Annotated in this window: 11 protein-coding genes; all 11 read left to right on the plus strand. The window is 41.1% G+C overall.

Annotated features, from left to right (window positions below; all coding sequences use genetic code 11):
* Positions 1–6 precede the first annotated feature (6 nt).
* The 11 genes from AC13EX_RS18875 to AC13EX_RS18925 all read left to right on the plus strand — a co-directional run bounded on the left by AC13EX_RS18875 (position 7) and on the right by AC13EX_RS18925 (position 14,015).
* Positions 7–2,517, plus strand: a complete 2,511-nt coding sequence (locus tag AC13EX_RS18875) for a heavy metal translocating P-type ATPase (protein WP_482893888.1) — start codon at positions 7–9, stop codon at positions 2,515–2,517.
* Positions 2,518–2,541: 24 nt separating this feature from the next.
* Positions 2,542–2,997: a Fur family transcriptional regulator gene (locus AC13EX_RS18880; protein WP_482893889.1), complete on the plus strand. Its 456-nt coding sequence runs from the start codon at positions 2,542–2,544 to the stop codon at positions 2,995–2,997.
* Positions 2,978–3,772 (plus strand): cation diffusion facilitator family transporter, encoded by a 795-nt coding sequence (locus tag AC13EX_RS18885; RefSeq protein WP_041935368.1) that lies wholly within the window; start codon positions 2,978–2,980, stop codon positions 3,770–3,772. The genes AC13EX_RS18880 and AC13EX_RS18885 overlap by 20 nt, the downstream gene beginning before the upstream one ends.
* Positions 3,773–3,779: 7 nt before the next feature.
* Positions 3,780–5,096 (plus strand): APC family permease, encoded by a 1,317-nt coding sequence (locus AC13EX_RS18890; protein ID WP_482893890.1) that lies wholly within the window; start codon positions 3,780–3,782, stop codon positions 5,094–5,096.
* 104 nt (positions 5,097–5,200) lie between these two features.
* Positions 5,201–5,464 (plus strand): SpoIIAA family protein, encoded by a 264-nt coding sequence (locus AC13EX_RS18895; protein WP_482893973.1) that lies wholly within the window; start codon positions 5,201–5,203, stop codon positions 5,462–5,464.
* Complete coding sequence (gene nhaA / locus AC13EX_RS18900) at positions 5,449–6,792, plus strand: Na+/H+ antiporter NhaA (protein WP_482893891.1); 1,344 nt, start codon at positions 5,449–5,451, stop codon at positions 6,790–6,792. The genes AC13EX_RS18895 and nhaA overlap by 16 nt, the downstream gene beginning before the upstream one ends.
* A gap of 636 nt (positions 6,793–7,428) precedes the next feature.
* On the plus strand, positions 7,429–7,878 hold the full coding sequence (locus AC13EX_RS18905; RefSeq protein ID WP_041934820.1) for a hypothetical protein: 450 nt from the start codon (positions 7,429–7,431) through the stop codon (positions 7,876–7,878).
* 76 nt (positions 7,879–7,954) lie between these two features.
* On the plus strand, positions 7,955–9,139 hold the full coding sequence (locus tag AC13EX_RS18910; RefSeq protein WP_482893892.1) for a TolC family protein: 1,185 nt from the start codon (positions 7,955–7,957) through the stop codon (positions 9,137–9,139).
* 19 nt (positions 9,140–9,158) lie between these two features.
* The gene (locus tag AC13EX_RS18915) at positions 9,159–9,380 is read left to right on the plus strand and encodes a hypothetical protein (RefSeq protein WP_339674852.1); all 222 of its coding nucleotides are present in this window, start codon (positions 9,159–9,161) and stop codon (positions 9,378–9,380) included.
* Between the two features lie 21 nt (positions 9,381–9,401).
* On the plus strand, positions 9,402–10,913 hold the full coding sequence (locus AC13EX_RS18920) for an efflux RND transporter periplasmic adaptor subunit (RefSeq protein WP_482893893.1): 1,512 nt from the start codon (positions 9,402–9,404) through the stop codon (positions 10,911–10,913).
* Between the two features lie 12 nt (positions 10,914–10,925).
* A complete protein-coding gene (locus tag AC13EX_RS18925; protein ID WP_482893894.1) occupies positions 10,926–14,015 on the plus strand; it encodes an efflux RND transporter permease subunit in 3,090 nt (1,029 codons plus the stop codon).
* Positions 14,016–14,051 lie beyond the last annotated feature (36 nt).

A 14,051-nucleotide genomic window follows, 5' to 3' on the forward strand; every position in this document is an offset into this window, starting at 1 on the left:
ATGATTATGAAAAAATTACAAATAAAAATACCACTCATTCTTCCCAAAATGCTGGACAAGAAGGATCAATGTGTAGAAACGCTAATAAAGCAACTTAAAGGGAAAGACGGACTTGAAAAAGTCCATGTGGCTGATGAATTGGATAACGGTGTGCCCCAACTCTGCTTTCACTACGATCCTGAGGTAATCTCTATTGATCAGATTCAAAAATTAGCTAAACGTACAGGTGCTTCCATTATTGATAAATACGGTCACAGGTTAATTGAGGTAGAAGGAATTCGTCATACCCGTCATGCCAGAAAAATTGAAGAAGCACTCAATAAATTAAATGGAGTTTTACAGTCCTCAGTGTCTGCTTCTGGTATGATCGGATTAGAATTTGAAACTGCAAAGATAGATGAAGCGGAAATCCTTAAATCCTTGCATAAAGAAGGCCTAGACATTATTACCACAGAAGTCGAAGTCGAACAGTACATAAGAAGGACTGCTGAAGACGATGAACAAGTGCAACAAAATGAAGAAAAAGACCGCCATGATCATGGGGAAGGTGAAGATCATGAACATTCGCATGGAGGGATTTTTGGCAAAAATACTGAGCTGATCTTTTCCATTATCTGTGGAGCATTGTTGAGCATTGGCTTTGGGCTTTCTTATGTGGAAGCTATCTCTTCTTGGGTGAGCTTAACATTATATGTTGTTGCATATTTCTTTGGAGGGTATTTCACTGCCAAAGAGGCGATTCAAACAGTCGCCAAAGGTGGTTTTGAAATTGACTTTCTCATGTTGGTGGCGGCCATTGGAGCAGCTATTTTAGGAGAATGGGCTGAGGGTGCTTTGCTACTCTTCCTTTTTAGCATGGGACATGCACTGGAACATTACGCAATGAACAAAGCAAGGAAATCCATTGCCGCTTTGGCGGAACTGGCCCCTAAAACGGCCTTGCTCAAGAGAAATGGAAAAACCGAAGAAGTGGGTATAGAAGAACTGAGCATTGGAGACATCATAGTAGTGAAGCCCAATAGCAAAATTTCTGCTGATGGTGTGGTGGTAGATGGTCGAAGTAGCGTAAACCAGGCGCCTATTACCGGGGAAAGTGTGCCGGTAGATAAATTGCCTGTTGATGATCCTGAAAAGGAATGGTCAAAGACAAATGACATTAAACCAGAGAATCGGGTATTTTCAGGAACCATTAATGGCAACAGTACTTTAGAAATAAAAGTAATTAAAGAAGCCAGTGACTCAACTCTTTCCCGTTTGGTAAAGTTGGTCAATGAAGCCCAGACCCAAAAATCACCTACCCAACTTCTTACTGATAAGTTTGAGAAATACTTCGTGCCTTCTGTACTGGCACTGGTTGTACTATTGCTAGGTGCTTTTTTGGTCATTGACGAAACCTTTAGTGAGAGTTTTTACCGCGCGATGGCCGTACTGGTTGCTGCAAGTCCATGTGCGTTGGCGATCTCCACGCCTAGCGCTGTTTTGAGTGGGGTTGCCCGCGCTGCAAAAGGTGGTGTGCTTATAAAAGGTGGACGGCCGTTGGAAGATCTGGGCGTTTTGACAGCTCTGGCCTTCGACAAAACCGGAACGCTAACCGAGGGAAAACCTAAACTCACCAAAGTAGTTCCTCTTGGGAACGTGAGTGAAAATGAACTCTTAAAAATAGCGGTGGCGGTGGAAAACCTAAGTGACCACCCGCTGGCAAAAGCGGTAGTGAGGGATGGGAAAGAGCGGTTAAAAGATACAGTCATTCCAGAAGCGAGTGATCTTGAAGCCGTGTTGGGGAAAGGGATCAAAGCTTCATTGGGAAGTGATAAAATCTACATAGGAAACCTTGACTTGTTTGAGGATCTGGATGAAAATAAACCTTCTCAGGAAATAGAAGAACAAGTAAGGGAACTCGAAGGAGGTGGCAACACCACCATGCTTATCCGCAGGAACGCAGAATACATCGGTACGATAGCACTAATGGACACACCGCGTGAATCGGCAAAGGCAACTCTGGCCGAACTGAAAAAAATTGGCATCAAGCGCATGATCATGCTTACCGGGGATAACCAGCAAGTAGCCGATGCTGTAGCCAAAGAGATTGGCCTCACGGATGCCTGGGGCAGCCTGTTGCCGGAAGAAAAGGTTAAAGCCATTAAAGAACTTAAGGAGAAAGAATCCAAAGTAGCCATGGTAGGTGATGGCGTGAATGATGCCCCGGCCATGGCGAACAGCACGGTAGGCATTGCCATGGGAGCAGCAGGCAGTGATGTAGCCCTGGAAACAGCCGATATCGCCTTGATGGCGGACAAGCTGGAAACTTTGCCTTTTGCAATTGGGTTGAGTAGAAAGGCAAAAGGCATTATCAAGCAAAATCTCTGGATTAGTTTAGGAATAGTGGCTTTGCTAATTCCTTCAACTATTTTTGGTTTGGCTAATATTGGTATTGCAGTGCTTATTCATGAAGGTTCTACCTTGGTGGTAGTCTTTAATGCATTGAGATTATTGGCATATAAAAAACACCTATCTTGAGTGATTATAACCTTTGATTAAAATATGAGCATTCCAGAAGAAATACTTAAGGATCATGGCATTCGATCAACTGATACTCGTTCCAAGGTGATTAAATACATTCTTAGAAAGAAAACAGCTTGTAGTTTAAAAGAACTTCAACAAGCTTTGGCTATTTCTTCCAGGCAGGAAAAACCAATAAATCTAACAACTTTCTATCGCACAATCAATCTTTTTGAACAAAAAGGAATTGTTCACAGGATTGATGATGGTACGGGAACAGTAAAATTTGCAATATTAAAACCTGGATCGATAGATGAAAAATGGCACCTCCACTTTCACTGTAAGAAATGTAATAATACCTTCTGTTTACCCGAAACTATGCCAATAAATCTCCTTTCAATTGGAGGCGACTACCATATTATAAGGGTAAACTTGGTGTTGCATGGAATCTGCGAAAAATGTAATGGAAACTACCGGAATGAAAAAAAGCACATTTAGTATAACCAAAATGGACTGCCCCTCGGAGGAGCAAATGATCCGCATGAAACTGGAACCTCTGGGCCAGATAAAGCACCTGGAGTTTGACATCCCAGCACGCAAGCTGGACGTCTTCCATCAGGATGAAGTACTGCCTATACAAAATGCCATCAGTGAACTAAACCTCAATGATCAACTCCAAGGTACTACTTCTGAGGCAGAAATGCCCATTGCCGAAGACGAGACCAAACACAAGAAAATACTCTGGTGGGTGCTGGGAATCAATTTTGGATTTTTCGTCATCGAAATGACTACGGGTTGGATTTCTGCATCTATGGGTCTCATTGCCGATTCGCTGGACATGCTGGCTGATTCTATTGTTTATGGTCTGAGTCTCTTTGCCGTGGGAGCGGCTGTTTCCCGTAAGAAGAAAGTAGCAAAGATCAGTGGTTATTTTCAAATGGGCCTGGCGCTCCTTGGCTTTTCAGAAGTACTACGCAGGTTTTTCACCCAAAGCGAAACACCCCTTTTCCAGTGGATGATTATCGTTTCCCTGCTGGCTTTAGTGGGTAACCTCGTCTCATTATGGTTGATCAACAAGGCAAAAAGCAAAGAGGCCCACATGCAGGCCAGTGCTATTTTCACTTCTAATGACATCATCGTCAACGGAGGGGTAATACTGGCTGGTGTCTTGGTTTATTTTCTGGAAAGTAAGTGGCCCGATTTGATTGTTGGCGGGATCGTTTTTGCCTTTGTATTGCGTGGAGCAGTGAGGATTTTGAAACTGGCTAAATAAAATTTTTATGGCAGAATTAAAAAAAGAACTCGGAGTTCTAAGGCTAACCTTTTATGGGGTCGGTACCATTGTAGGTGCAGGGATCTATACGGTCATAGGTGCAGCGGCTGGCCAGGCAGGATATGACCTTTGGCTCAGCTTTATTTTTGCTGCGGTGGCCGCAAGTTTTTCTGCATTTTCCTATGCCGAACTTTCTTCTACATACCCCAGTGCAGGTGCAGAATTCATTTTTGTTAGAAAGGCTTTTCCCAAAATTGATATTCCTTCATTCCTTACCGGCTGGACAATTGCTTTTCACAGTTCCGCCACAGTTGCTGCAGTATTATTGGCTTTTTCGGGTTACTTCAATACTTTTTTCAATGTGCCTTCCCTCTTAATTAGTTATGGTATCCTGCTGTTGATCACTTTAATAAGCATCACCGGAATCAAAAAATCATCAACTGCCAATGTGATTATGGTAAGCATACAATTACTGGGTCTATTGATCCTCATTGTATTTGGATTGTTGGAGACTGGTGCACCTAAAGCAGGTTTTTTCAAGGTGGAATCGCTGTCAGGAACCTTAGCCGCTACTGCAACGCTATTCTTTATCTACACCGGATTTGAGCATATGGCCGCATTGGGTTCGGAAGTTAAAAACCCTGGAAAGACAATTCCCCGTGCTTTTTTATCGACTATGGTAATTACTACCATCATTTACTTGTTCATTGCCTTTACTGTACTAAATATAGCAGATCCTTCTGCCTTGGCCGAAGTGGATTCGCCACTGTCCCTTGCCGCATCAAATCTCAATAGTTGGTTGCCTGTCGTATTAGCGGTAGCTGCTCTCTTCGCTACAGCAAATGCCGCGTTTAGTGGTATCATTTCCATTAGTAGAGTGCTTTTTGGAATGGCAAAGATGGGCGAACTTCCAAAGTTTATGATAAAAACAAATACTCAAAAAGTACCTTGGGTGACAACGCTTGCAGTTATGGTAGCCGTAGCTGGGTTCTTACTGCTAGGAGATATTAAAATTGTAGCGGGGATGTCATCTCTTGGAGCTTTGCTTGTTTTTGTTGCCGTAAATGTTGCGCTTATTGTGCTTCGGTTTAAAGCACCTGACCAAGAGCGGCCTTTCAAAGTTCCCTTATCAGTAGGCAAAGTGCCAATACTGCCTATCGTGGCCATACTAATTATTTTATCGCTAATAATCCAATATCAATGGCAGGTTTATGCGGCATTTGTGGGTGCAATTGTTGTTGGCAGAGCCCTCGATTATTTTTTGGATAAAAAATCAAAAGAAGAAATAGACCCTGAAAACGAAAAGGAATTGTTCAACCATTAAATTAAACTCAGTATGCTACAGGTATTAGATTTTACAAAAACAATGTAATTGCTACGAAAGCTCAGGAAAACCTGACTGAAGCTGACATACAAAAAATACATCCTCTGATTCACAACATCGTGTACCATGGACAGAAAGTGAGATGGTACTTTGAAATGCAGGATTTTACCGGTTGGGATATGAAGGGTCTGTGGGCAGATCTAAAAATGGATTTGTCCCACGCTAACGACTATGAAAAAATCGCTATGGTTGGAGAAAAAAAGTGGCAGGATTGGATTACTCGGTTCATGAAGCCATTTACCAATGCTGATATCCGGTATTTTGATCTTGAAGAGAAACAAAAAGCTAAAGAATGGATCAATCAGTAGATAGGAATAGTACCGGATTAGCGTATATCGGAGAGACTGCCCGAAAGTTTCTGGATAGGGAAACCTCCGGTGGACTGTTGTTGATTGTGGCCACAATCCTTGCATTGGTTTTGGGCAATTCCCAATGGGCTGATGCATATCATCATTACCTCACTGATGAATTTCTTTTTGAGCTTTCAGAGCATTTCAGTTTCGGGCTAACCATAGAAGAATGGATCAATGACGGACTGATGGCCATATTCTTTTTAGTGGCCGGGATGGAACTAAAGAGAGAAATTATGGTGGGAGAATTGTCTTCCCTCAAAAAAGCGTCAATGCCTCTTTTAGGTGCTTTGGGTGGTATGGTTGTGCCTGCCTTGATTTTTGTCAGTCTCAATACTGGAACAGAGAATATCAGCGGTTGGGGAATACCTATGGCTACCGATATTGCCTATTCATTGGGTATCATCGGTTTATTGGGTAAAAAAGTGCCTTCACAGCTTAAAATCTTTTTGGTGGCACTCGCAATAGCTGATGACTTGGGGGCCATATTGGTCATCGCCCTGTTTTACAGCAATGAGCTGAGTTGGTTATTCCTTGGCTCTGGGGTCGGCATATTTGTATTATTAATGCTGTGCAATCGTTTTGGTGTAAAAAGCCTAATCTGGTATATTTTGGGAGGTGTGGCATTGTGGTATTGCTTTCTTAATTCCGGTGTTCATCCTACCATAGCAGGAGTGCTCTTCGCTATCACCATCCCTGTAAAGCCAAAGCTGGATAGCAAAATACTGAAAGAGCGTACTGCTAAGAATGTGGCCGCATTGGAAGAGACGGACATTGAGAACCGCGACCCCATGCAAGACACTCGTCAAAGCAAAATCCTTAAAGCCATGAAAAAGGACACGCAAAACTCAAGGCCACCTTTGCTTAAATTGGAAAACGCTTTGATTGACTTTAATGCTTTTTTCATTATTCCGATCTTCGCCATTGCCAATGCCGGAGTAAAGCTGAATGTGGGAATTTTAGAGGTGGTTTCCAGTTCTTTAGGCTTGGGTATTGTATTAGGCTTGGTTATCGGTAAAGTGCTCGGTATTAGTCTTTTTACTTTTGTTGGTGAAAAGCTCGGCATCTCAGAACTACATACCTCCCTACGTTGGAAACATATTATCGGCATGGGTATGATAGCTGGCATAGGCTTTACCATGTCACTGTTTATTACAAATCTTGCGTTTATTGATCCTGAGTTTATCAAGATCTCCAAGATCAGTATTTTAATAGCCTCACTAGTTGCTGCATTGGGTGGGATCATTACATTGTTATTTACCAAACCCAAAATTGAAAATATATGATACATCTGAGAATATTACTTTTGATGTTTTTCTGCTTTGGCCGATAACAAATAAGACTTCATCATTTCTGAATAAAAACAATAGGGATTTTAATGTATAACTAACGAGTTGGTTAATTGTTTTTCATTCTGAATTTGGTAGTCCCAGAGCCTGATTTTCTAAAAATAGGGCATATTACTCAGAAAAAATCCAAAAATGATAGGGGTTTGGTAAGCTAACAGGTTATTGAATTATGCTAGAGCAGATATAAAGATATTACGACTAATGGACTAAATATTAATACCACCGGGTTAGTCCATATTCCAGTATAAACTAAAAAATAGGTGATAGTACACTACAACAATCTATAGCAGTCTCAAAAAAGGATCAGGAAATCACCTTACTAGAATATTCCGAAATTTTACTAGTAGTAAATACGATTTGTTGAAACTCCGTTTATAGATTAATATCTAGAACTTCTGATACAATGCCCTTTATCTATGAACCTATTTGGTTTAAATCGGCTTTTCCCATTCCAGTTTAACTGGATTTCACCAAATTTAAAAAATCAACATAATAATTTTCCAAAACTAGTACTTTCCGTAAAATTCTGAAAAAATATGAATTGCCATTCGAAATTCATACTTTTGATTATTGATGAAAAAACTAAGAAAAATAGGGGGTGCTTTTATGTTGCTCATTATGCTAGTCATGATGATGCACAACTCATTCCCACATTTTCATCATCATCATGAGTCTCATAGTCATGATTTGAATAAAGGCAAGCATCATTCACATCAAGAAGAAGGTCAACACCATAACAACCAAAATCCCTCCAAACACAATCCTTTCGATTTTATTTCTTTTTTATTAACCAACCACGCCCACGCACATCAATTGGTTGACAATAATTTGGTAGTTGAGAAATGTGTAAAGGAGCAAAATCAAAGCAAGAAAACTAACTTTTTTATTGCAAAACAGGACGGGCAGAAAATTCCGCTTGATATTATACTCACAAAAAAAACGGGTATTCCTTTTTTACCTGATTTCAATAACTTTTATTACTATACTTCCTCACCGCTTCGAGGGCCTCCAACTTTAGGATAAATCAATCTTTGATAACCTATCAAAGTCAATGAACTGATTTCATTGAGAACTATTGATTCATTCTAAATTCAACTTCATGTTAAAAAATAATGTACTCGCTTTTTGCGTGTGCTTATTTTCGTATGTTGCTGCAGCTCAGTCTCCCAGTACAATGGATGCTTTACAGCAAATTGAACAGAATAATGCCACGCTTAAGGCTTTTTCTTCCTTTTTGGAAAGTAAAAAGCTATCGCAAAAAGCTTCAAATAACCTCCCTGATCCACAGGCGGATGCATATTACCTTCCATTTGGTAATCACACCTCAGGAGATTACACGGAGTTTCAAGTTACCCAGTCCTTTGAATTCCCAACGGTATACAGCTCCCGTGGTAACCTCATTGAGATGCAAGAGGCGCAGAACGCTATGGAATACCAATTGAAAAGGCAAGAGGTATTGCTTCCAGCTGTCAAACTATTGAATGAACTGATATTCTTTGCCAAAAAACAGAAGGTTGAGCAAGTCAGAGTCATGCAGTCTAAGAAGTTGTTTGAACAGATTAATCAGCTATTTGAGATCGAACAAGCCGGTGTTCTTGAACTCAATAAGGCTAAGATCTCCTGGATTCAAGAACAGTTTAAGCTGGATATTTTGAATGCAGATCGAAATAAAATCATGCTTCAACTTCAAAACCTGAATGGTGGAAACGAGTTGAAATTTACTCAAAATGATTACTTAAGCTCTCTGACTATTGATGATCCAGAAAATTTATGGCTGGAAAAAATACAAAGAGATCCTGAATTAAAAATCCTCAGAGAGCAAGAAAAAGTGGCTAATCAGCAAATCAAACTTTCCAAGAACAAGTCGCTTCCTAATCTAACTGCAGGGTATAACTATCAAGGGGTTGCAAAGGCTAATTATTCAGGGGTTTATGGTGGAGTTTCTATTCCCTTGTGGAGTAGTCGAAATACTGTCAAGGCCGCTGAGGCAAACTATGATTACCAAAAGTCTTTTACCCAAGTCAAAACAGATGTTATGCATAGTGAATTTCTGGGTGAATATGAAGTGTATCAAGTGATGCTGAAAAAATATCAGGAATACCATTCCACGCTACAGTCCTTGGAAAGTGAAGCATTATTGCTTCAGGCATTTAAATTGGGTGAACTTTCCTTTATGCAGTATTACCTCGAATTACAATTCTATCAGCAGGCATTCGACTCCATGTTGGAAATGGAAAAACAGTTAAATCAATCCAAAGCTGAGCTATTAAAACATCAATTATAACATTCAAACTACAAAAATTATGAAAATCTCAAATATTCTATTCGCACTACTTTTGATCGTTTCTGTCTCATGTGGCAACAAAAAAAACAACGATGATCATGGTCACATGCATACTACAGAAGAAGAACACGGCCATGCACATGATGCAGAGGATGCCGATCATCATCAAGAAGAATTCAAGGTAGAAAAAGACTCTACCGAGCATACCCATGACGACGGGACTACTCACAGCGATCATTAATCTATTCAAAGGATATTGATTATGCGATATGTAATTCTAATGATTACACTCCTCCTTGCCTCATGTCAGGCAAAGGAAGAGGAGGATCATGCCCACGATGAGAATGGTGGGCATTCAGTAGAAGTAGCGGAAACCCCCACCTTAGATGCTACGGTATGGACGGATAAGACAGAGTTGTTTGTAGAATTTCCAGCTTTGGTGGTAGGTGCTCCAAGTCGATTTGCAGCCCACTTTACAATAATGGATAAGCATCAACCTGTACGAGAAGGCACATTGACAGTAAGTCTAATCAAAGGTGAAACTGGAATCCGTAATACTGCTGAAGCCCCGGATTCTCCGGGTATTTTCAAGCCAACTTTACAACCAAAGGAAGCAGGAAACTACCATTTGGTATTTGAACTCAAAACACCAGCTGTAACAGATCGAATAGTAATTGATCAGGTAACAGTGTATGCTACTTTGGAAGAAGCCATAAAAGTATTGGGTACAGCTGAAGCAAATGACGGCTCTATCACCTTTCTAAAGGAGCAGGCCTGGAAAATAGATTTTCAAACTGCAAAAGTTGTAGAAAAGGAAATCTATGAGACCATCCCTACATCAGGAAGATGGAAAGTATCTCCTTCGGATAATCATACGCTTATAGCGACAACTAACGGGAAAGTGAATTTCAACAGCAATAATTTCAACGAAGGGATAAAAGTACAAAAAGGCCAATTACTGATGTCTGTAAGCAGTGCAGGATTGACTTCAAATAATCTTTCAGCTGAGATTCAAAAAGCGAAAGCGGCTTTTGAGCAGGCAAGTCTTGAATATGAGCGAAAGAAGCAGCTGTTTGAATCCAAGATCGTACCCAAGTCCGAATTTGAGCAGGTGGAGCAAAAGTACCTGGTTGCTAAGTCAACCTATGAGACGCTTAATGCTGGCTATACATCCAGTGGCAAGCAAATCTTTGCTCCATTTGAAGGCTACGTAAAATCAATAGCCATAAATAATGGAGCATTTGTTTCAGAAGGGGCGAGTTTAGTGACCATTACCAGTCATAAAACCAGTCTCTTGGAAGTCCAGGTTAGCCCATCTTATGCAACTCAACTTCAGAATATCCACAATATCTATTATCAAAATAGCCCTAATCATTGGTCAAGCCTGAATACAACCCAAGGTAAATTGTTATCTGTAGGCAAAGAAGTGGAACGTGATCAACCTTTACTGTCGGTATTTGCAGAAATCAACGATGTGGTGGAAATGCCTATAGGTAGCTTCACCGAAGTTCAAATAGCTTTTGGCTTGTCCAAATCGGCAGCAGTTGTTCCTGAATCCGCATTGCTGGAGGACTACGGAAATTATTCTATAATCGTAGCGCTGTCGGGAGAAAGCTTTGAAAGAAGAGCTGTCCGGATAGGCAGAAGAAACGGGGAAGAAGTTGAAATTTTAGATGGAGTGAAGGTTGGTGAAGTGGTCGTTACAGGTGGTGCATATCAGGTAAAGATGGCTTCTATGTCAGGACAGGCACCAGCGCATGGCCATGAACATTAATGGATCTAAGCTATGCTAAATAAAATCTTATCGATTTCACTTCACAATAGATTGTTAGTGCTTTTTGGTGCTTTCGTACTCAGTATTACAGGACTGTTTTTAGCACGAACGATGAATGTGGATGTGTTTCCTGATCTGACGGCACCGACTGTTACAATCTTGACAGAAGCACATGGGATGGAATCAGAAGAAGTAGAAAAACTGGTTACCTACCAGTTGGAGACAGCAATGAACGGTTCTCCCAATGTCAGAAGAATTCGTTCTTCATCTGCTGCGGGGATATCAATTGTGTGGATAGAATTTGACTGGGGCACTGATATTTATCGTGCCCGGCAAATTGTGAGTGAGCGAATTCCTATGGTGCAGGAAAATTTGCCCGATGGTGTAAGTACGCCAACGATGGCACCGATCTCATCTATCATGGGTGAAATCATGCTTTTGGGAGTTACCTCGGATAGTCTTTCGCCCATGGAATTACGTACCCTGGCAGATTGGACCATTCGCCCACGAATCAAATCCTTAGGTGGAATTGCAAATGTGGTGGTGATCGGTGGTGACTTTAAGCAATACCAAGTTTTTGCCAATCCCGAAAAACTGAAATACTACGGTGTTACGCTTGGAGAATTATTGGAAAAAGTAACTGAGTCCAATATAAATGCTCCTGGCGGTGTATTGAATGAATTTGGAAATCAATACATCATTAAGGGAAGTGGCAGAGCCTATGGAGTGGAAGATTTGCAAGAGGCAGTATTGAAGCAGGTTAACGGCCAATCCATAAAAATAAAAGATGTGGCTACTGTACAGATCGGTGCAGCTGACAAAATCGGTGACGGTTCATTGAATGCCTCTTCGGCTGTGATTCTCACTGTTTCTAAGCAACCTAATGTCAACACATTGGAACTGACTGAGAGTCTTGATCTGGCAATTGAAGATTTGCAACAAACACTTCCATCTGGTGTGGAAATCAAAAGCCAAATCTTCAGGCAGTCTGATTTCATTGAGGCTTCTATTTCGAATCTAAACCAAACTTTGCTTGAGGGAGCATTTTTCGTAGTGCTTGTCCTGTTCATCTTCTTGATGAATTGGCGAACTACGGTAATCTCTTTAGTCGCAATTCCAATTTCGTTATTGGTATCCGTGATCGTTTTAAACCTTTTGGGATATACGATCAATACTATGAGTCTGGGAGGAATGGCCATTGCGATAGGTGCGTTGGTGGATGATGCGATTATTGATGTAGAGAATGTATTCAAAAGATTGAGAGAGAACGTTCGCAAGCCTATTGAACAGCGTCAGTCAGTTCTAAAAGTAGTTCGGGATGCTTCAGTTGAGATCCGTAGTTCGATCATAATTGCCACGCTGATCATCATTGTTTCTTTTATTCCGCTTTTCTTTTTAAGTGGCATGGAAGGAAGATTATTACAGCCTTTGGGAATTGCATTTATCACCTCAGTTTTGACATCATTGATTGTAGCAGTTACGGTGACACCAGTGCTTTGTTCCTATTTGTTGAAAAATGAAAAGGTACTTGAAAAACAAGTGGAAGGAACCAAAGTTGAACGTTGGTTGCAAAAGCACTATTCCGCAGTCTTACGCAGAGCCCTGGAAATTCCCAAATGGATCATAGGTCTGACTGCTGCAGCTTTTGTAGTGAGCTTAATCCTTTTCTCACAACTGGGACGCAGCTTTCTTCCGGAGTTCAATGAGGGTTCCTTGGTGATTAGTGTAGTGGGTATTCCTGGAATGTCATTGGAAGAAAGTAACAAAACCGGTCTTTTGGTAGAGCAGATACTCTTAGACATGCCCGAGGTAGATGTAGTTACCAGAAGGACAGGACGGGCAGAGTTGGATGAGCATGCTCAGGGTGTTAACGCCGCGGAAATCGACGTTCCATTTGTGCTTTCAGATAAAACCAAAGAAGCCTTTTTCGAAGAAGTGCGAACTAAATTGAGTATAGTTCCGGGCGCAAGCATAACACTTGGACAACCAATTGCACACCGGATTGACCATATGCTTTCTGGTACCCGTGCTAATATTGCCATCAAAGTCTTTGGTTCTAATCTACAGCAGCTATTCGAGGTGGGGAAGAATATCGAAACGAACATCAAGTCAATAAAGGGTATTGCAGATGTGGCAGTAGATCAGCAAGTAGAAGTTCCGCAGTTGAGAATCACTCCGAATCGGCAATTACTGGCAGCCAACGGGATGACAGTGTATCAATTGATGGAGCAGGTTGATATTGCCTTTGCAGGTGAAAAAGCAGGTGAAATTTATGAAGGACAACAGTATTTTGACCTAGTTGTAAGGTTCAGAGCTGAATCCAGAAGTACAAGAGCAAGCATCGAACAGGCATTGATTTCTCTTCCCGGCGGAGGCCAGATACCGCTCGATCAGCTCGCAAATATAAGCTCTGTAAGTAGCCCAAATACCATAAGTAGAGAAAACGTGCAACGAAAAATTGTAATTACAGCAAATGTTCAAGGAAGGGATCTTCGAAGTGTTGTCAATGATATCCAGCAAATCATCGGAGATGAGATTCAGCTCCCTGATGGATATCGGGTAGAATATGACGGACAGTTTGAGAGTGAGGCCAAAGCATCTCAGCTACTGTTAATCACAGCAGGTATGGCTATTCTGATTATTTTCCTTTTGCTGTATTACGAGTTTCAGGACATCAAGCTTTCCTTTGTGGTATTACTTAATTTACCTTTGGCTCTGATTGGAGGAATTCTGATCGTCTATTTTACCTCCGGAGTAATTAGCATCGCAGCTACAATTGGTTTTATCAGTTTATTCGGAATCGCAACAAGAAACGGAATTCTACTTGTTTCACGTTATGAAGATCTTAGGAAAGAAGGGAAAGGCGGAGACGAACTCCTGCTTGAAGGTGCCATGGATCGGCTTAACCCAATTCTGATGACAGCATTTACTACAGGTCTGGCTTTGATTCCATTAGCACTCAAAGGAGGAGAGGCCGGAAATGAGATTCAGAGCCCTATGGCGGTCGTAATTTTGGGAGGATTGCTTTCTGCCACTTTACTTAATCTATTTGTCATACCATGTGTGTATGAGTTAGTAAACAAGCGAAAATCTATTGTTTAATAATTCATTAATTTCTTTAATCATAACACCTCAGGG

This window comes from Cyclobacterium sp. L-R (assembly GCF_056859355.1).